Annotated in this window: 15 protein-coding genes; 7 read left to right on the top strand and 8 right to left on the bottom strand. The window is 58.4% G+C overall.

Annotated features, from left to right (window positions below; all coding sequences use genetic code 11):
- Positions 1-11 precede the first annotated feature (11 nt).
- A complete protein-coding gene (locus tag ACZF99_RS02550; protein ID WP_483608807.1) occupies positions 12-2,750 on the top strand; it encodes an alpha-mannosidase in 2,739 nt (912 codons plus the stop codon).
- A gap of 491 nt (positions 2,751-3,241) precedes the next feature.
- On the opposite strand, the gene ACZF99_RS02555 is transcribed toward ACZF99_RS02550, so the two are convergent.
- From ACZF99_RS02555 to ACZF99_RS02565, 3 genes are all read right to left on the bottom strand, one after another.
- Positions 3,242-4,099 carry a sugar phosphate isomerase/epimerase family protein gene (locus ACZF99_RS02555; protein WP_483608809.1) on the bottom strand — a complete coding sequence of 286 codons (858 nt, stop codon included), beginning with the start codon at positions 4,097-4,099 and terminating at the stop codon, positions 3,242-3,244.
- Positions 4,100-4,475: 376 nt separating this feature from the next.
- Positions 4,476-5,354 (bottom strand): sugar phosphate isomerase/epimerase family protein, encoded by an 879-nt coding sequence (locus ACZF99_RS02560; protein ID WP_483608811.1) that lies wholly within the window; start codon positions 5,352-5,354, stop codon positions 4,476-4,478.
- 28 nt (positions 5,355-5,382) lie between these two features.
- On the bottom strand, positions 5,383-6,441 hold the full coding sequence (locus ACZF99_RS02565; RefSeq protein WP_483608813.1) for a Gfo/Idh/MocA family protein: 1,059 nt from the start codon (positions 6,439-6,441) through the stop codon (positions 5,383-5,385).
- A 141-nt stretch (positions 6,442-6,582) separates the two neighbouring features.
- Here ACZF99_RS02565 and ACZF99_RS02570 point away from each other — a divergent pair, with 141 nt between their 5' ends.
- Positions 6,583-7,443 carry a helix-turn-helix domain-containing protein gene (locus ACZF99_RS02570; RefSeq protein WP_483608815.1) on the top strand — a complete coding sequence of 287 codons (861 nt, stop codon included), beginning with the start codon at positions 6,583-6,585 and terminating at the stop codon, positions 7,441-7,443.
- Positions 7,444-7,486: 43 nt separating this feature from the next.
- The gene (locus ACZF99_RS02575) at positions 7,487-9,412 is read left to right on the top strand and encodes a family 20 glycosylhydrolase (RefSeq protein WP_483608817.1); all 1,926 of its coding nucleotides are present in this window, start codon (positions 7,487-7,489) and stop codon (positions 9,410-9,412) included.
- Between the two features lie 720 nt (positions 9,413-10,132).
- On the opposite strand, the gene ACZF99_RS02580 is transcribed toward ACZF99_RS02575, so the two are convergent.
- Positions 10,133-11,323 (bottom strand): IS4 family transposase, encoded by a 1,191-nt coding sequence (locus tag ACZF99_RS02580; RefSeq protein ID WP_483606373.1) that lies wholly within the window; start codon positions 11,321-11,323, stop codon positions 10,133-10,135.
- Between the two features lie 647 nt (positions 11,324-11,970).
- On the bottom strand, positions 11,971-12,936 hold the full coding sequence (locus ACZF99_RS02585) for a helix-turn-helix transcriptional regulator (RefSeq protein ID WP_483608819.1): 966 nt from the start codon (positions 12,934-12,936) through the stop codon (positions 11,971-11,973).
- A gap of 204 nt (positions 12,937-13,140) precedes the next feature.
- Here ACZF99_RS02585 and ACZF99_RS02590 point away from each other — a divergent pair, with 204 nt between their 5' ends.
- The 4 genes from ACZF99_RS02590 (at position 13,141) to ACZF99_RS02605 (ending at position 16,136) form a co-directional block, all read left to right on the top strand.
- Positions 13,141-13,563 (top strand): VOC family protein, encoded by a 423-nt coding sequence (locus tag ACZF99_RS02590; RefSeq protein WP_483608821.1) that lies wholly within the window; start codon positions 13,141-13,143, stop codon positions 13,561-13,563.
- Between the two features lie 95 nt (positions 13,564-13,658).
- On the top strand, positions 13,659-14,003 hold the full coding sequence (locus ACZF99_RS02595) for a thioredoxin family protein (RefSeq protein WP_483608823.1): 345 nt from the start codon (positions 13,659-13,661) through the stop codon (positions 14,001-14,003).
- A gap of 72 nt (positions 14,004-14,075) precedes the next feature.
- Positions 14,076-15,053, top strand: coding sequence for an AAA family ATPase (locus ACZF99_RS02600; RefSeq protein WP_483608825.1), 978 nt, complete (start codon positions 14,076-14,078; stop codon positions 15,051-15,053).
- A gap of 3 nt (positions 15,054-15,056) precedes the next feature.
- Positions 15,057-16,136: a DUF58 domain-containing protein gene (locus ACZF99_RS02605; protein WP_483608827.1), complete on the top strand. Its 1,080-nt coding sequence runs from the start codon at positions 15,057-15,059 to the stop codon at positions 16,134-16,136.
- Positions 16,137-16,165: 29 nt separating this feature from the next.
- On the opposite strand, the gene ACZF99_RS02610 is transcribed toward ACZF99_RS02605, so the two are convergent.
- The 3 genes from ACZF99_RS02610 to ACZF99_RS02620 form a co-directional block, all read right to left on the bottom strand.
- Positions 16,166-16,837, bottom strand: coding sequence for a class D sortase (locus ACZF99_RS02610; protein ID WP_483608829.1), 672 nt, complete (start codon positions 16,835-16,837; stop codon positions 16,166-16,168).
- Between the two features lie 3 nt (positions 16,838-16,840).
- Complete coding sequence (locus ACZF99_RS02615) at positions 16,841-17,719, bottom strand: hypothetical protein (protein WP_483608831.1); 879 nt, start codon at positions 17,717-17,719, stop codon at positions 16,841-16,843.
- Between the two features lie 190 nt (positions 17,720-17,909).
- Positions 17,910-18,836 (bottom strand): GNAT family N-acetyltransferase, encoded by a 927-nt coding sequence (locus tag ACZF99_RS02620; protein WP_483608833.1) that lies wholly within the window; start codon positions 18,834-18,836, stop codon positions 17,910-17,912.
- Positions 18,837-18,948: the final 112 nt, after the last annotated feature.

An 18,948-nucleotide genomic window follows, 5' to 3' on the forward strand; every position in this document is an offset into this window, starting at 1 on the left:
GGCTTAGAAAAATGAGCAAGCAGAGAACGGCCCATATCATATCCCATACGCATTGGGACCGGGAATGGTATTTGCCATACGAGAAGCATCATGTTCGCCTGGTGGAGCTGGTGGACGCGCTGCTGGACAAACTGGATGGGGACTCGGCATTCCGCAGCTTTTACCTCGACGGTCAAACGATCATTCTTGAGGATTATCTTCAGGTGCGGCCGGAGAACAAGGAGCGCCTGGAAAAATACATCCGCGAAGGCCGCATCCTGATCGGACCTTGGTATATCTTGCAGGATGCGTTCCTGACGAGCGGGGAAGCGAATGTTCGGAACATGCAAATTGGCCACCAGGATGCTTTGAAATACGGTGCTCCGGCGAAAATCGGCTATTTCCCCGACACCTTCGGCCTGGTCGGGCAAATTCCGCAGCTGATGCGGCAGTCCGGCATCGGGAACGCCTTTTTTGGCCGCGGCGTGAAGCCGACCGGCTTCAACAATACCGTATCCGACGGCGGGTACGAGTCCTCCTTCTCGGAGCTGATCTGGGAAGGGCCGGACGGCTCCAAGGTGCTCGGCATCCTGTTTGCCAACTGGTATTCCAACGGCAACGAAGTGCCGGCGGATGAGGCGGAAGCGAAGGCGTTCTGGGATCGCAAGCTGGCCGACGCGGAGAAATACGCGGCTACCGGCGAGCTGCTGTTCATGAACGGCTGCGACCACCAGCCGCTTCAACTGGACCTGCCGGAAGCGATTCGTACGGCCGAGAAGCTGTACCCGGACACGAAGTTCGTTCATTCGAACTTCCCGGACTATTTGAATAAGCTGGAAGCCGCGCTGGATGGCCGCGAGCTGTCCACGGTCAAGGGCGAGCTGCGCAGCCAGCGCACCGACGGCTGGGGCACGCTCGTCAACACGGCCTCCGCGCGCGTGTACTTGAAGCAGATGAACCAGGAAGGCCAAGCCTTGCTGGAAAAAGTCGCCGAGCCACTCGCCTCGATGGCGAACCTGCTCGGGAAGGATTACCCGCATCACCTGTTTACGTATGCGTGGAAAACCTTGATGCAAAACCATCCGCATGACAGCATCTGCGGATGCAGCGTGGACGAGGTTCACCGCGAGATGGTCACCCGCTTCGCGAAGAGCCGCCACGTTGCCGAGGCGCTCATCGACGACAGCAAGCGGGTGATCGCAGATGCGGTGAACACCTCCGTCTTCGCCGGGTATGGCGAAGAGCCGCTGCCGCTGGTCGTGATGAACACGACCGGCTGGAGCCGCACGGGCACGGTGTCCATCGAGCTGGACGCCGCCCGCCTGTATTTGCGTGACGGCCTTGGCCTCGAGGAGACCGGACGCCGCATGAAGGCGGTGGATCTGTCGGGCCGCGAGCTGGTGGACGAGCAGGGGAACACGGTGCCTTGCACGGTGGAGGACCTTGGGCTGCTGTTCGGCTACGACCTGCCGGACGACAAGTTCCGCCAGCCGTACATGTGCCGCCGCGTGAAGCTGACGTTCCAGGCGGCGGACGTGGCCGCGCTGGGGTTGCGCACCTATGCGTGGGTGCGCCGGACCTCGTCGGCCGCTTCCGCTCCGGCTGAGCCATCGTTGTTCACCGGCGACCGAGTGATGGAGAATGCGAACCTGAAAGTGGAAATCGCCGAGGACGGCTCGTTTATACTGACCGACAAAGCGACTGGCCGGGTGTACCGCGATCTTGGCGTGTATGAGAATACCGGCGATATCGGCAACGAATACATGTACAAGCAGCCGGAAGGCGAACAGGCGCTGACCACGAAAGGGCTGGCGGCGCAAATCCGCGTGCTGGAAGACGCCCCGTACCGCGCTTCCGTGGAGGTCCGCCACGACTGGGAAATCCCGGCGTCCGCCGACGAGAAGCTGGACGAGGAGATGCGCGAACTGGTGTATTATCCGGATCGTAAAGCGCAGCGCAGCAGCCAACTGACGACGCTGAAGCTCCGCACGGTCATTTCGCTGGAGGTTGCCGGCAAAGGCGTTCACATCGAAACGACGATCGACAATACGGCGAAGGATCATCGGATTCGCGCCTTGTTCCCAACCGATCTGCAAGCGTCGACGCATCAAGTGGACTCGATGTTTGAAATCGCCGAACGCAGCATCGCACCGGCGCCGGAATGGGAAAATCCGAGCAACACCCAGCATCAGCAGGCGTTCGTGGACGTCAGCGGCGAGGGGGCCGGCTTGACGGTTGCCAACCTCGGCTTGAACGAATACGAAGTGCTGCGCGACGGCCGAAACACGATCGCGGTTACGCTGCTTCGCTCCGTGGGCGAGCTCGGCGACTGGGGCTTGTTCCCGACGCCGGAAGCGCAGTGCCTGGGCGTGCACACCGCCCGGATGGAGCTGATCCCGCATCACGGCGACGGCATCGCGTCCGGTGCGTTTACCGAGGCCTACCAGTTCCAGATTCCGTGGACGGTCAGCCAAACGGAAATGCATGAGGGAACGTTGTCCCCGGCATACGCGCCGTTCCAATGGGAGGGCCAAGAGCTGGCGTTCTCCTCGCTGAAAATGAACGAGGCGACCGGCGATCTGCTGCTGCGCTGGTACAATATGAGCCGCGAGACTGTGGAACTGACGCTTGATATGAAGATTCCGCATCAGCATTTCTACAAAACGACGATTCTCGAGGAAGACGCGGCGCCGCTAACCAAGAGCGCGGCAGGCTGCCTGTCGCTGCCGGCCGGCCCGTGCGAAATCGTGACGATCGGCATTCGCCGGTAACATGTGGGGCTTCCTGACCCGGGAGGCATTAAAGGATACTCCGCCATTGCGCGCAATGGCCGGGGTATCCTTTTTGGGTTATTTTCGTGCAGGCCTTTGCACGATTATCCCTTTCGTTCCGGGAGGAGCAAGGGAGGAAAAACGGAGGAGAAAGGGAGCGGAGGGAGTGCGGGGGTGTGCGAGGAGTACGGAGGATGCGGAGAGGGCGAGGGAGTGCGGGGGTGCGAGAACTGTACGGAGAATGCGGAGAGGGCGAGGGAGTGCGGGGGTGCGAGAGGTGTGCGGAGGATGTGGAGAGGGCGAGGGAGTGCAGAGGTGTAGAAGGTTTGGGGTTACAATCAGGGTTTGGAGCTGGGATGGGAATGGGGATTAAGTTTTAGGATGCAATCCATCTGACTAAAAGGGATAATCGTGCAAAGCTCCCGGACAGCAAGGCCCCCCGCAAACGAGGTATACAAAAGTATACCCCGCCTACGGGGGGGCCGTCAGGGTCAAACCTCGTCCCAGATGCGCCGGACATTGTCGAAGGCGATGCGGGTGCCTTGGCGGCAGTCCTCCATGCCTTCATATTCGATGGAGAGGTAGCCGTCGTAGCCGGAGGCTTTTACGATGCGCAGGATCTCCCACAGGTCGAGATCGCCTTGGCCGGCGATGGCGCCGCGCAGATACTGGCCGCCCGCGCTGCGGAACCAGCCGGCGCCGGGGTCGCGGCCTTCGGGCCGGATGTAGAAGTCCTTGACGTGTACCATCGAGGCGTAGCTGATGTTTTTCTTCACGGCAACGACGGGGGGTTCGTCGACGCAAACGAAGTTGCCGACGTCGAGCGTCGTCTTGTAGTTCGGCCGGTCGACGGCATGGATCACCGCCTGCACCCGATCGCTGGCCTGCACGTAATAGCCGTGGTTCTCCAGGCTGGTCGTGATGCCGTACTGCGCGGCGTAATCGGCGATCTCCCTGCAGGCGTCCGCAATCCGCGGCAGGTCCTCCTGGAACCGGACGATCGAGGTGTCCGGCCGCGAGGCGACGTCATGCCGCATCAGCTTGGCGCCAAGCGCATGGGCGTGGTCGACCTCGCGTTTGACGCGGGCGATCTCCGCCGTATACGCCTCCTCCGAATCCACGGCGAAATTGGCTCCGATCGCATAGTTGGAAATGGCGATCCCCGCCTTGTCCGCCCGCTCGCGGATTTGTCCAAGCAGCTCGGGTGTATCGTTAAAATTGAAGCTCAGCGGCACGATTTCGATATGCTCGCCGCCGATGCCGGCGATCCAATCGATCGTATCCAGGATCGTCATGCTGCCGGCCTGCATCGCTTGATTGAGACTGTATGAACTGACTCCCAATTTCATGAAAGGTGCATCTCCTTTAGTGGTTATTTACCAACTATTTCCATTGCGAAGCGAACTGATGCATCATGGAATGCTCGGCCAGATAACGGACTCCAGAAGCGTTATTTACCCGCTTTGAGACGATATCCTTTTTTAACGGACCGAGGAGACTCTATTTCGAATGAAGTCGGTTAAATCATCGCGGGTAGAGCGAAATAAGGTCGCTGGTGTCCGTTACGGCGGGAAATCGCCGAGAAACAGGCAAATAAGGTCATTCGAGTCCGTTACGTGCAGCGGTGAGACCGATTGCTACCCGCGGAGACTGCATTCCGTGTGATCAGCCGCATCCCATAAGGGGGTGGCCGCCCCCCCGTGAGATGTCTATCCGGCAAGACTCCTATCCCCGAAACGAGCGGATAAACCCGACGGCCTGGCGGATATCCTCTTCCGGGTTGTCGCCGACTTCGCGTTCGATCGTCAGGTAGCCGGTATAGCCGATTTCCTGCAGGGCGGCGAAATAGGCCGGGAAGTCGACGCTGCCCGCGCCGAGCGGTACCTCCTCGAAGCCCGCGCCGGAGGCGGCCATTTCGGCGATTTTCTCGTGGTTCATCGCCTCGTAGCCGAGGAAGCCGTACACGTCCCGCGGATCGACCGGGCGGCGGCGGATGCCGTCTTTGACATGCGTATGCACGATGTAATCGCGCAGCGTCTTGACGCCTTGGACCGGGTCGTCCCCCGTGACCATGACCATATTGGCCGGGTCAAAGTTGACGGAGACGCCGTTGGTGGTGAGGGTGTCCAGGAAGCTTTTCAGATGGGCGGCCGGCTCGGGTCCGGTTTCGATGGCAAAATAGGCGTTCAGGCTTTTGGCATACACGCCCAGCTCTTCGCACGCCTGCTGCATGGCCGCATAAATCGGACCGTTCGTATCCTCCGGCACGATGCCGATATGCGTCGTCACGACGTTCGTGCCCAGCTCGACCGCCAGATCGAGGATCCGCTTCGATTTTTCGATTTTGGCCGGATTGGCGGCGGCGTCCTGAAATCCATGGCCGGCCAGGTCGCCGCACAACGCGGAGATTTCCAGCCCCAGGCTGTCGATATAATCGCGCAGCTCCTTGCGTTTGGGTCCGGTCAGCACCGCCGGATCCATCTCGCCGGAAACGGCGTAAATTTGCACGCCGTCGGCTCCGGCCGCTTTCGCTTTCTTCAAACCTTCCTTGACGCCTACGCCAAAGCTGTCGACGATAATTCCGATTTTGTTGTTCAGCTTCATCTCATTCGCGCCTCCTTGGACTTCAAAATTAGAAATGAATTTCCCGGCCTTCGGCGGCCGATTCGTAAATCGCGTTCAGGATTTTGATCATTTCTACGCCGTCCTCCACCGGACTGATTGGCGGAATGCCGTCCAGACAACTGGCGACGAAATGATCGATTTCGTTCTGGAAGCCGCCTTGAAAGTCGAACCCCGGCGAGCTGATTTGCGGATCGATGTTCAGGATGGTGTTATGGCGTTCGGTCACGATCGACAACGCCGGTTCAATTTCAGCGCCGCCCTTGTCGCCATAAATGTTAACCAACGCCGAATTTTGCTTGGCATGGAGGGAGAAGCTGACGTCGACCATCAGCGAAGCGCCGTTTTCAAAACGGATCAAGGCGTTGGCCATATCTTCGACCGTGTTGAAAGAAGCGTCGTAGTCTGCCGCTTGATAAAAGGTGTAGTTCTCGATATTCGAGCGATTGCCCAGTTTCGCGTAAATGTTGCCGCTTACGGACTTCACCTTCGGCCGGCCCATCAGGTACCAGCAGAGGTCGATGACGTGCACGCCGATGTCGATCAGCGGACCGCCGCCGGAGCGCGCCTTGTCGGCAAACCAACCGCCCGGATTGCCCAGCCGCCGGATTAGGCTCGCCTTGGCGAAATAAATTTCGCCGAGGTCGCCGGCGTCGATGAATTTCTTGAGTACTGCGATGTTGGAGGCATGCCTGCGCACGTAACCAACCTGCAGCAGGTTGCCGGTCCGCTCGACCGCCTGCTGCATCTGCAGCGCTTCGTCCACGGTGATGCAGAGCGGTTTTTCGCAGAGGACTTGTTTTCCCGCTTTCAGGGCGTCGATGCTGATCGCGGCATGGGAGTTGTTCCAGGTACAGATGCTGACCGCCTGAACTTCCGGGTTCGCTAACAGGTCACGATAATCCGTGTAAACGTGGGGAATATCGTACTTGCCCGCCATGTTGCGGGCTCGTTCTTCATTAATGTCGCAGATCGCCCGCAGCTTGGCCCGCGGGTTGGCGCGGTAGGCCTGAAGATGGGACTCGGAAATCGATCCGGCGCCGATCAGACCAATGTTCAGTTCACTCATTTTTCGTATTGCACCCTTTCGTTCTCCGCGCGAGTTTGCTACAATGAGAGCATTCATTCGCTAGGATATGTTTTATTTATTCAAAGTTATATTTAGGCACCCCTAATTTAGCACAGGTACTTTCAAGGGAGAATGTTCAGGATGACAAAATATCTGGACTATATGATCAGTCCTGAGCCGATTCGTCTATTCAACCCCGCAGTGGATGCCAGCCGGCGCAAAATCCAATCGTTGGCTGTCGTTAACGCCGGCCATTTGCCCGGGCGCACGATGCAACGCGCCGATGCGAAATTCCGGTATTGGGCGTTTGTGGTGATCACGGGCGGGAGCGGGTATTACCAGGTCGGCGGCGCGGACAGACAGGAGGTCACGGCCGGATCGTGGTTCTGCCTGTTTCCGGGCGAAACGTTTCACTACGGTCCGCATGCGGAAGGGCATTGGGACGAGTATTACTTCACGGTCGAGGGCTCCCGGGTTGAGGAGTGGCTCGGTGGCTGGCTGCAGCACCCCGATCAGGTCCAAAAAGCGACGATTGACGACTCCGTCATCAATCGGATGGAGCTGATGTTCATGTTGATCGACAGCGGCGTGCCGAGCAATCTGGACCGGGCCTCGCTGATGCTGGAGGCGTTCCTTTACGAGTTGATGTCGCAGGCGGATCAGGCGGAGGCCGGGAACCGGGGGAGATTCGTGCTGAAGGTGATCGAGGACATCTCCGCTTCGCTGTACGCGAACCCGGAGCCGGAGGAGCTGGCGGCAAGGCATCATATTTCGGTGTCGACGCTGCGGCGGATTGTGCACGAATATTCGGGTTATCCGCTGAATGAATTCATTCACCGGCTGAAGGCGGCCGAGGCTAAGAACGTCCTGCTCAACACGGAAAAAAGCGTCAAGGAAATCGGCGAGGCGCTGGGGTATCAGGATACGTTTTATTTCTCGCGCGTGTTCAAGCGAATTACCGGCTATTCGCCGCGGAGCTACCGGAGCCGGGGCGGACAGTAAAGGTCTGGGCGCAGGGGTTTACACTATAGGGGAGGTTCACGGGATGAAGCTTTATTTTCAAGGATGGGACGAGGAACTGGTTCATGGCATTAAAGAGTTGGAGGCGCAGCTCGGATTCCGGGCGGACCCGGCGGGTTTGCCGGTGGAAGTCGTGCGGTTGCCTCGGAATGCCGGGCAATTGCGGGTCTCGCTTGGCGGCGGGAAGGGGAGGATCGAATATGTGGAGAAGATTCACTTTTTTCGTGCGCTGGGGTTGTTTGTGGAGCGGGCCAAGACGTCGGAGACCTTTGATCTGACCGAACGGCCGAGCTTCGATTACAACGGGGCGATGCTGGACGCGTCGCGCAACGCGGTGATGCGGGTGGACGCGATCAAGCAGATGCTGCGCTATATGGCGGTCATGGGGCTGAACGGCCTGATGATGTATACCGAGGACACGTATGAGGTGCCGGAATTGCCCTACTTCGGTTATATGCGGGGACGGTACACCGCGGAGGAACTGCGGGAGTGCGACGATTACGCGGCATTGTTCGGCATCGAGATGATCCCGTGCATTCAGACGCTGGGACATTTGTTTCATGCGCTGAAATGGCAATATGCCGAGCCGTTGCGCGATCATCCCGACATCGTGCTGCCGGGGACGCCGGCTACCTACGAATTCCTGGAGCAGACGATTCGGGCGGCCGCCGCGCCGTTCCGGTCGAAACGCATTCATATCGGCATGGACGAGGCGTTCCAGGTCGGGCTGGGCCGCTATTTGCGGGACAACGGCTTCCGCGACCGGTTCGAGGTGATGAACGAGCACGTTGGGCGGGTCATGGAGATCACCGGGAAGCTGGGGCTGGAACCGATGATCTGGAGCGACATGTATTTCAACCTGCTGTCAAACGACGTGCAGGGCGGGCTGTACAACATGGAGGCGGACTTCTCCGCGGAAAATATGGCGAAGATCCCGGACGGCCTCCGGTTCGTATACTGGAACTACTGGGGGACAGACGAGAACGCATACAAAGAGGTGTTCGACAAGCACCGGCTGCTTGGGTCGGAGCCGATTTTTGCGGGGGGCATCCACATGTGGAACTTGATGGCCCCGAACCACGGCAAAACCTGGTCGTCCATGCACCCGGCGCTGCGGGCGGCCAAGCGAAGCGGCTTGCGGGAGGTATTTGCCACGGCGTGGGGCGATAACGGGAACGAGGCGAATCACTTTGTGATTTTGCCGGGGCTGCAGCTGTTTGCCGAATACGGGTATCATGACGGCGAGGTGACCGATGCGCATCTGCAGAAGCGGCTGGCCGCCTGCACGGGGCTCGATTTGTTCGGGCAGCTGGAGGCGCTAAAGGGGCTGGACGAAGTGCCGGAGGTCCACGAGGGGAACTATTACGGCGCGAATCCGTCGAAGTTCCTGCTCTGGCAAGACCCGTTGATCGGCTTGTTCGACAAGCATGTGGAAGGCATGGAAGGGACGCTGCCGGAATACTATGCCGGATTGGCGGAGCAGTGGCGCGATTACCGTGCGGGGGGCGGAAGCGTTTTGCCGGAGCCTTTTACCGCGATGTTCGCGTTCTATGAGAAGCTCGCCGCCGCGCTGGCCGTGAAGTCGACGCTGGGCGTGACGATCAAGCGCCTTTACGACGCCCGGGATCGGGACGGGCTGCGGCGGATCGCCGACGAGACGCTGCCCGAGCTGCGCCGCCGGGTCGAGGAGCTGCGGGTGGCGCATCGGGAGCTGTGGCTCGGAACGTACAAGCCGTTCGGCTGGGAGGTGCTCGACATCCGCTACGGCGGCGTGCTGAGCCGCGCCGCGTCGGCGCGTGACCGCCTGCTGGACTACGTGAACGGCCGCGTCTTGCGGTTGGAAGAGCTGGAGGCGGAGCGCCTGGTGTTCAACCAGAACAACGTGTTCGGCACGCTCGACGTGAACGGCTTGTACCACCAGATCGCAACGGCGGGTTCGCTGTCGATGTGAGTTTGAACTAACGCAACATGATCGGGCGAACTGGAAAACCCTCAACTTAAGTGGAAAACCTCCAACTTTATTCGGCGGAGGACGGGGAATCCGAGGGTTTAAGTGGAAAAATTCACTCTATTTCGCTCAAATTCGGCGATGGAGAGGAAATAAGGTGAAAAAGTAACGCTATTGCTCGATGATTGGGCGAAATGCAGGCACTTGGAGTAACATAAGGTGATAGATTCACTCTATTTCGCTCAAATTCGGCGATGGAGAGGAAATAAGGTGAAAAAGTAACGCTATTGCTTGGCGATTGGGGGAAATGCAGGTACTTGGAGTAACATAAGGTGATAAATTCACTCTATTTCGCTCAAATCCGGTGATGGAGAGGAAATAAGGTGAAAAAGTAACGCTATTGCTCGGTGATTGGGGGAAATGCAGGTACTTGGAGTAACATAAGGTGATAAATTCACTCTATTTCGCTCAAATTGGGCGAAGGTGAGGAAATAAGGTGAAAAAGTAACGCTATTGCTCGATGATTGGGCGAAATGCGGGCAGTTGGAGTTACTTAAGGTGATAGATTCCACTAGCGTTGCATTAAGTAATTTTCGTCACGATAGAATTGAATTGATATCAATAAAATGAATATTTTTACATCTTTGTTTCCTCTGGATAAACTAAAATGGCTAAGGGGGAATAGATCCACGAGTTATCCATTTTTTTAATTTTCATTTGTCATTAGCGTACGATCAGTTTCGGCTCCATTGACTTCGTTGCCTTTTTCGGGGGCCTACCATTTCGCTTAGGTCGTCCCTTCGATGTTCGCGTTGGCTTGCGGTAGATCGCTACTAAAAAATCGTCCCATGGTTTTTCCGCATAGATTCGCATCAGTTGGAGCAGATCCCACGCTGATTTCTTACAGTTCAGAGTTAGTTTAACAAGTAAACATAACGCATAGGCGATCAAAGCAATATACATTTGGTTCCATATCGCTTCGGGCGTATAACCATGCGGTTTGACCAATCGAATATGCTGTTTGACCCACTTGAAAAACAACTCGATATGCCAGCGATTTCGGTAAACCTCAGCGATTTGGTGCGCAGACAAGTCGAAGCGATTCGTTACAAGACAATAGGTTCGCTTCTGGTCATCGCAAAACTCGATTAAGCGAAAGATCCCGGGAAAGTCCGGAAGTTTCACGTCGGCATCTCGGATGAATCCCTTCTGTCTTTTGGGCAGTTCCCTTTCTCGGATGACCGTTAGTCGGCTATTTTCCTTGACGCGGCAGACAAACTTGATTTTGTCCTTTAGCCATTTCTGAAAATGCTTATATACTTGGTAGCCGCGATCCATCACGTAAGTCGCGTCTTTGGCGATCGTAAATTCCAGAGCCACTTCATGGTCCGCGACGTCCTTGGTGGAAGCGATGATTTTGTCCGGATACATGGTTTTGGAATCCATGACAACCAAGGAAGTGTGCATCTTCACGCCATGATTCGTCTCTGAGCAGTAGCACCATTTCGCGAGAATAGGCGGCAAGGTAATCCCCGTCGAATCGATGAGTTTGAGCCTACCCATGCCAGGAGTCACCCCTTTTAAATCCTTTGTTCTTTGCTTGATTTGCTCGATGATCGAGAAAAAAAGGGTTTGAAGGTTGGCCATAGGCAGCCGCTTCATTTTCCGCGATAACTGGGCAGCACTTATGCTTTCGAGTTTCAGCAGTTTCTGAAATTCGCGATTGGCGGCTAAATGCTCTGACATGACTTTGTAAGAACTGCGCTGGTGCAACTGAGCTTCGATAAACAAGAGCGTCGAAGCGCCGACAAATAATTTCCGAGACCGATAGTCTAAAGTTGCATCCCGGGAAGAATCCACATTTAACAGTTTCAGACATTGACAAATGACGGTTTGATTCGGTACGTTATCCATAGTCATCTCCTTATTGTTGAGGCGTTTTATGGATAACGCGTGGTTAACTCAACAATAGGAGATGTCTTCTTTTTTGTCTGCGAATTTTAATGCAACGCCAGTGGATAGATTCACTCTATTTCACTCAAATTGGGCGAAGGCGAGGAAATAAGGTGAAAAAGTAACGCTATTGCTTGGCGATTGGGCGAAAATACGGGCAGTTGGAGTAACATAAGGTGATAGATTCACTCTATTTCGGTCAAATAGGGGCGAAGGTGAGGAAATAAGGTGAAAAAGTAACGCTATTACTCGGCGATTGGGCGAAAATGCGGGCAGTTGGAGTAACATAAGGTGATAGATTCACTCTATTTCGCTCAAATTGGGCGAAGGTGAGGAAATAAGGTGAAAAAGTAACGCTATTACTCGGCGATTGGGCGAAAATGCGGGCAGTTGGAGTAACATAAGGTGATAGATTCACTCTATTTCGCTCAAATTGGGCGAAGGTGAGGAAATAAGGTGAAGAAGTAACGCTATTGCTCGGTGATTGGGCGAAATGCAGGCACTTGGAGTCACTTGAGGTGATTTCCACTTAGCGAACGCGGCGATCAAGATACATGAGGGTGCCTATGAATATTTCTACGGGAACGAGGTCGCTGAGGTGCAAGCGCCTACGAATACTTCTTCAAGAGTTCGGCTAACGTCTGTTTGATCGTGCCCAACAACTCCGGCGGCTCAAGAACGGTGGCGTTTTGGCCGAGCCCGATGAAGAAAGCCGCCAGGTACGGAACCTCGCTGGCCGGGATCGTGCCTTCCAGCCGGCCGGAGCCGTCCTCGCGGACGTGCAACTGCAGGTGGCGGCGGATGAGCTGGCCTTCGCACGCCTCGACGCCCAACCGGGTAAGCTCAACCGCGCAATCCAGCAGCGCGGGCTTGCGGCCAAGGTGCTCCTCCCAGTTGCCGAGGTGCACGTGGCGCAAATCGAGCGGCGCCGGAGCGCCGGGCCCTCCGGCAGCCTCGGCCTCGGCTGCGGTGATGCGGTCGCAGCGGAACAAGCGGAAATCGCGGCGCTCGAAGCAGTAGGCGGGGCAATACCATAAGCCGCCGCTGGCGAAGATGCCGACCGGCTGGATCCGGCGGCAGGTGGAGACGCCGTGCCGCGACTCGTAGTCGATGCGGACAACCTGCTGCCGAATGGCTCCTTCCAGAAGCAGGCTCAGGTAAGGAAAAGCCGATTGCCGCGACGGGGTCACGAAGTCGACCCGGTTTTTCATTTGGTCGATGCGGTCCCGTACATCGCTGGACATGTAGTGATAGAACTTGCCAAGCGCCGAGGAGGCTTCCGTCTCGAACGGGAGGAACTCGTAATGGCGTAGGGCATGGCTGGCGAAGAAGATCGACACCGCCTCCTCTTCGGTAAAAGCGATCGGCGGCAACACGCGCTCGTTCAGTACCTGGTATCCGCCATGCGGCCCCACCTCGGAATACAGGGGCACGCCGAGCTCGCTAAGCTCCTGCAAATCCCGCAGGATTGTGCGGGAGGAGACCCCGAATTCATCGGCAAGCTCCTTGACGGTGAACTTCCGCTTGCGGTTTACGGTCATCATCAGTTCCATGAGCCGTTTTGATTTGGACATGACTTTGTAGCTCCGTTCATGAATTTTTTTATTTATGACAATGGTTGTCACTATTATGGGCTACACTGAGATCAGAGTCCAGTGATACGGACTTGGACCGGCGCCTCGGCGTGCAGGAAGGCAGTCAAGAAGGACGTTTGGCTGCACGTCACAAGATTGCCTGCGCGTCCGCCGCCGGATCGAATTTAAAGGAGCGGATCGAACATGATTTTGTTAGCGAGCCCATTAATCGCCATGAATGGCGAAGCGGCGGAGGCGATTGCTTTCTATGAACAAGCGCTGGGGGCGAAGGTGGTCTTTAAGCAAACCTTCGGCGAAATGCCGGAGCCTGAGGAGCCGATGAACGAGGAGGTGCAAAAGCGCATTGCCCATTCGGTGCTGAAGCTGGGAGACGTCGAGATGTATGTCTCGGACAAGTTTCCGGACGAGCCGCACAGCATCGGCAACCAGGTGACCGTGTGCCTCACGGTGGACACGGCGGAGTACGCGCAGCGGTTGTTCGACGCTTTGAAGCAAGAGGGCGAGGTGAACCAGCCGCTGCAGCCGATTTATTTCAGCCCGGCGTACGGCGTCGTCACCGACAAGTTCGGCGTCACCTTCCACGTGTTTACCCAACGTCCGGCGTAAGCCGGAATCCTCGGCGGCCTTTTCGCTTTTTTGCGAAAGGGCCGTTTTCCTGTGCTATGATAGAAGTTAGGAGAACGACAAGGAGGCGGGGGCCCGTGAACCTACGCGAAATCACCGAGCAGGAATGGTTGGCGCAAACGGAGAAGATGGTGAAGACGGAGAGCGCGGAGCACGCGGAGAAGGGCGGCAGGGAGGCTTTATTTTTCGTAACAGCGCTCTGCGGGACCTGCCAATTGGCGGAGAAGATGCTGGAGATCGCCCTGGCGTCCGGCCCCTGCATTCCGGTGTCCAAGCTGAACATCAACTATACCCCAAGGCTGCGGGAGCGGTGGCGGATCGCCAGCGTCCCCTGCCTGATCGTGCTGGAGGATGGCGAGCCGGTCCGGCAGGAATACGCCATGCGTTCGGTGGTGGACTTAAGCGAGTGGCTTCGGGCTTGATCGATTTTGCCAACAGCAAACGGAAAGCGGTAACAATGGACTTCTAATTCTGCGATAAAGGTGGTTTTACCTATGGAACTGCGGGAAGCGGTAGAGATCATCGGGCGGATTCGCCGCAATATCGGCGAGGTGGTGGTTGGGAAGGAAGAAGTGATCGACCTGTTGCTCGCTGCCTTGCTCGGGAACGGGCATGTGCTGCTGGAGGATGTGCCGGGTACGGGGAAAACGCTCCTGGCCAAAGCGCTGGCCAAATCGCTCGGCGGCGATTTCAAGCGCATCCAATTTACGCCGGACCTGCTGCCTTCGGACTTGAGCGGCATTAACTTCTACAATCAAAAAAACGGGGAATTCGAGTTTCGTCCCGGTCCGGTGTTCACCCATGTGCTGTTGGCCGACGAAATCAACCGGGCGACGCCGCGAACGCAGTCCAGCCTGCTGGAGTGCATGGAGGAGCGGCAGGTGACGATCGACGGGGTGACGCATGAGCTGGCGGCGCCGTTTCTGGTCATGGCTACGCAAAACCCGGTCGACCAGCAGGGGACGTTTCCGCTGCCGGAAGCCCAATTGGACCGCTTCCTGATGCGGGTCGCCATGGGATACCCGACGTCCGGCGAGGGGGTGGCCATTCTCCGGCGCTTCAAGGAGCGCCAGCCGCTGGCCGAGCTGGGGCCGGCCGCTTCCGCGGCGGAAGTGGCGGAAGCGCAGCGGTTTGCGCAGTCCGTCCGCGTGGAGGAGGATCTGCTCGCTTACATCGTGGCGATCACCGAGGCGACCCGCAAGCATCCGGAGGTGAGGCTCGGGGCGAGCCCGCGGGCGAGCATGAGCCTGCTGCGCGCTTCGCAAGGGTTTGCGCTGCTCCGCAGCCGCGATTACGTGACGCCGGACGACATCAAGGCGGTGGCCGTACCGGTGCTGGCGCATCGGCTGCTCCTGCGCCACGGGCTGCGCGGCGCGGACCAACCCGGCGCCGAGGTGGTGCGCCAAGCGCTCGAGCAGGTGGAGGTCCCGGCCGAAACGGTGCCGGCAGCAAAGGGGAAGCAGGGGGACTGACCGATGCAGTTGCCATGGCTACTTGTCAGCGTCGCGCTGATCGTCGTGCTGCTGGCGCTCGTTTACCGCTGGCGGGCGCTTAAAGGCATCCGGTATCGACGTTATTTCTCCGAACGGGCGGTATTTGAAGGGGATACCGTCGAAATGGTCGAGGTGATCGCCAACGCCAAGCTGCTGCCGCTGCCGTGGCTGCGGCTGGAGTCGAGCATCGCCGCCGGCTTGACGTTCGGGCGACAGAGCAACCTGAACATCCATGCCGGGGAGATCTACCAGAACCACAGCAGCTTGTTCTACCTGCGGTCATACCGGCAAATTACCCGGCGCCACGAGGTGATCTGCTCGCGCCGGGGACAGTATCGGCTGGAGTCGGCCACTATGACGACGGGCGATCCGCTTGGACTGAACGCCGAGGTCAAGCGGTTTCCCCTGGATCTCGAATTGCTGGTGTATCCGCGGATTTTGGAGCTGCAGGAGCTGCCGCTGCCGAACCACAGCTGGCTGGGGGAATTGCCCGTCCGACGCTGGATCGTGGAGGATCCGTTCCTGACGGCGGGCATCCGCGAGTACCGGCCCGGCGACCCGCTCGGCAACATCAACTGGAAAGCGACGGCCCGCACCGGCGAGCTTCAGGTGCATAAACGCGATTACACGGCCGACCATCGGCTGATGATCTGCCTGAACCTGGAGACGAGCGATTCGATGTGGCGAACGGTCGTCGAACCGGAGCGCATCGAGCTGGGCATCCGTTATGCGGCGACCGTGGCCGAGCATGCGCTGCGCAGCGGGTTGGCGGCGGGATTCGCCTGCAATGCGCGCCTGGCCGACGGGCCGAAGGAGCCGATTCGCATCGAGCCGCATGCTTCCTCCGATCAGCTCACGCTGCTGCTGGAGACCCTGGCTCGGATGGTGCTGGACAAAACCGCTTCGATGATCCGGATGTTGGAAATCGAGCTGGAGGCGGGGGTGACCGATACCGACTACCTGATCATTTCCTGCCACCAGGGCGAGAAGCTGGCGGAAACCGCCGAGCTGCTGCGGCAAAACGGCAACGGCGTGGAATGGATGGAGATTCCCCCGGTATAAATCGTTAGACATACGAGAAGAAGCGCCGGTCAGGTATCCGGCGCTTCTTCGATTAATTTTGCCGTCAGCAGCAGTCGTTCCGGGGCAGGCCCGACATAGGTGAACGGGTAGCAGGTGATCAAGGTGAGCAGCGGCTCGGCGGAGGCACGAACCGCATCGGCATCGCTCTCGTCGACGATTCTCCGGCCGGTCACCTCATAGGCGAAACGCCCCGAGGTCGTCTCCACTTCGATCCGGTCGCCCGCTTTAAGCTTGCCGAGGCTGCGAAAGACGGTATCCCGATGGCCGGCGAGCACGCTGTTGCCGGCTTCGCCGGGGAGCGGGCTGCCGGGAACATGCCCGGCTCCCAGCTTAAGCGGCTCGTTGCCGGTCCCTTCCACGATCGCATAACGCTGATCGAGGGAAGGGAAGGCGATTTCGCCGAGCAGTTCGCCGTCCGCCGCCGGGATGGGTGCCGGCGAACCTTCGTCGCCAATTTGCCGAAGCTTTCCGGCCAACGCGGGGGATAGCGGGTTTTCGTCCGCCGCCCGTTTCGCGTTGCCGCTCTGCGTTTCTCGCTGCAGCTCATCCCACTGCCGCAGGGCCTGCCGCGCCTCCAGCGGGGCGGAGATTGCCTGGAACGTGGAGTAGGCCAACACCGCCAGGGAGAAGGAAAACACAAGCCATGCGGCCATTCGCAGCAACGAACGTTTACGCCGCATCGGTTATTCCCGCCCGGAATTGCGAAGGAACATGCCGGTTCCGACCGTGGCAAACAAGCTGATCAGAATCAGGTTAAACCACGGATTCGCCGTTTGCGGCAGCTCCTCCATCATGCCCGGGGCACCGTCGTCCGGCCCCGGCCCGGGCCCGGGTTCGGGTTCGGCGGGCGGTGGCGGCAGCGGTTGCTCCCCCTGCGGCGGCAGAGCCGGAGCTTCCGTCGGCTCCGGCGCAGAGGAATCGGGCTCCTCCCCGGCAGGGTTGCCCGGCGGCTCTACGCCGGGTTGCTCCGGATTCGTTCCGGGGTCACCCGGAGGGTTGCCGCCGTTCGCCGGAGGCGGATCATTCGGCTGGGACGGCCCGCCGCCCGGAGGATTGGAGCCTCCACCGCCGCCGTTCGAAGGCGGCGTTTCTTCGGCATAAGCGGAGAAGGCGAAGGCGATCGTCGCCGCCTTGCCTTGATACTCGTTGCCGGCTTCCTCCGGAAACACCACGCTTAAATCCAACTCGTTCTCCCCGCCTGCCGCGAGGCGTCCCAAAGCGATGTCCCGCTGCTCCAGATGCAGCGCGCCGTCATAGATGACGGCGTCCCCGTCCTTCACGGTCAACTGAAGAACATCGAAAAACTCCGTGTCCCCCGCGACAAAGCGCGTCCGCACTTTGTAATCGAAAGCGGCGGTGCCGTCATTGGCAACCGTAAACGTTCGCTCGACCCGGTCCCCGGGCTTTAAATTGCTCATCGGCAGTTCGCTGCTTAACTCCGTTCCGATCCGCAGCTTCAGGGGTTCTGCGGCGCTGGCCTGTCCTGCATGCCACACCGCCCCGGCCAAGATGGAAGCGGCGTAAGCGGCCATGGCGTATTTGCGGTAGCCCCGATTCCTCACCCTTTTCAATCGTCCCCATCCTTTCCTTATCTTTTGCGATTCGCCACCCAAGCAGCAGGTCTTCATGTATGCCGGAGATCAAGCGCAACATTCGCTGCCATGTTCGTTATAACGAACCATTGCTTATGCTTATTATATCTAATTTTTAATAAATGGGAAGGGGAAAATCAGGCCCGCGAGTCCATCGAATTTATTGGGGCTGCCGGGTCTTTCGAACAAACCGCACCCAATCGCGTCCGGCCCGGAACAGGTCCTTGTAGCCCGGAGGCCTAACGAGATAGTAGGGCGTGACTTGGCCGCCCCAGTTGGTTTTGGAATAGGCGACGGTTGGGAGATTGGCCCCGGCAAAATCGAATTCGGCGAAGCCGGCGTCCGATAGGTCCTGAAGGGCGAAGCTTTGCGATTGCTGAACCACGCCGCGGTTCAGATGCTCCGTCTTGCTCGCGGCGATCCAGCCGAACGCCCGCCGGTCGTCCAGCGCGACCACTACGCTGGCGCTGACCGGTTCTCCGGTTGGCGCATAACAGACATAGGCGCGGAAAGCTTGTTCCCCGAGCAGGTCCCGGGCCAGTTCAAGGTCCCGCAGCGTCAGCCGGTGGCTGAAGCCCTGCCGCGTCTCCGTACCTTCCAGGCATTGTTGCACCTCGGCCATATCCCGCGTTAACGCCGTGCGGTAGCCGGCGGAGGCGGCCTTTTTGATTTTCGCGCGGATTTCGGTGCTGGCCCAATCGATGGCATAAGGGAGCTTCACGAGGTACGTATATTTCACCTCCGCCTTAAATCCGCTCCACAAAAAGGGACGGATGTCGGCAACCTCGGGCGGGAATACGAAGCTTGCGCCGCGCTGGGCCTTTAGCAAATCCGGGATCATCACCTTGGCGGCTTCGTGCCATTGCCGGTTCAGCTTATATGGCTTATCCGTCGGCGTCGGATGGAAGGCGAAGGGGTGGTAAGGGTTCAAAGGCGGCAAATATAAATGGCTTTTTCGGTTGAAGAAAAACAATCCCTCCCCCCATGCCGCTGAGTTGGAAGCGTCCCAGCGGACGACGCGTGCACTGCAGCCCCATTTCCGAATGTGGAATTCCGCCCATTTTTCCCATAAATCGCGATTGTTCATATGATTACCTCGGGTTTCTTTTTAAGGCATACCGCGCCTTACTGCCAACCTATGATCTTGTCCATCCGAATATGCGCAAAATACGCGGCGCGGCGCGGATCAAGGCGAATGC

The sequence above is a fragment of the Paenibacillus sp. JL3B1040 genome (assembly GCF_057063165.1).

Excerpts from the sequence above, each read along its gene's own strand:
- ACZF99_RS02550 (WP_483608807.1), top strand. The coding sequence starts at position 12 with ATGAGCAAGCAGAGAACGGCCCATATCATATCCCATACGCATTGGGAC.
- ACZF99_RS02600 (WP_483608825.1), top strand. The coding sequence starts at position 14,076 with ATGGAACTGCGGGAAGCGGTAGAGATCATCGGGCGGATTCGCCGCAAT.
- ACZF99_RS02570 (WP_483608815.1), top strand. The coding sequence starts at position 6,583 with ATGACAAAATATCTGGACTATATGATCAGTCCTGAGCCGATTCGTCTA.
- ACZF99_RS02585 (WP_483608819.1), bottom strand. The coding sequence starts at position 12,936 with ATGTCCAAATCAAAACGGCTCATGGAACTGATGATGACCGTAAACCGC.
- ACZF99_RS02560 (WP_483608811.1), bottom strand. The coding sequence starts at position 5,354 with ATGAAGCTGAACAACAAAATCGGAATTATCGTCGACAGCTTTGGCGTA.
- ACZF99_RS02565 (WP_483608813.1), bottom strand. The coding sequence starts at position 6,441 with ATGAGTGAACTGAACATTGGTCTGATCGGCGCCGGATCGATTTCCGAG.
- ACZF99_RS02620 (WP_483608833.1), bottom strand. The coding sequence starts at position 18,836 with ATGAACAATCGCGATTTATGGGAAAAATGGGCGGAATTCCACATTCGG.
- ACZF99_RS02580 (WP_483606373.1), bottom strand. The coding sequence starts at position 11,323 with ATGGATAACGTACCGAATCAAACCGTCATTTGTCAATGTCTGAAACTG.
- ACZF99_RS02555 (WP_483608809.1), bottom strand. The coding sequence starts at position 4,099 with ATGAAATTGGGAGTCAGTTCATACAGTCTCAATCAAGCGATGCAGGCC.
- ACZF99_RS02610 (WP_483608829.1), bottom strand. The coding sequence starts at position 16,837 with ATGCGGCGTAAACGTTCGTTGCTGCGAATGGCCGCATGGCTTGTGTTT.
- ACZF99_RS02575 (WP_483608817.1), top strand. The coding sequence starts at position 7,487 with ATGAAGCTTTATTTTCAAGGATGGGACGAGGAACTGGTTCATGGCATT.
- ACZF99_RS02605 (WP_483608827.1), top strand. The coding sequence starts at position 15,057 with ATGCAGTTGCCATGGCTACTTGTCAGCGTCGCGCTGATCGTCGTGCTG.
- ACZF99_RS02590 (WP_483608821.1), top strand. The coding sequence starts at position 13,141 with ATGATTTTGTTAGCGAGCCCATTAATCGCCATGAATGGCGAAGCGGCG.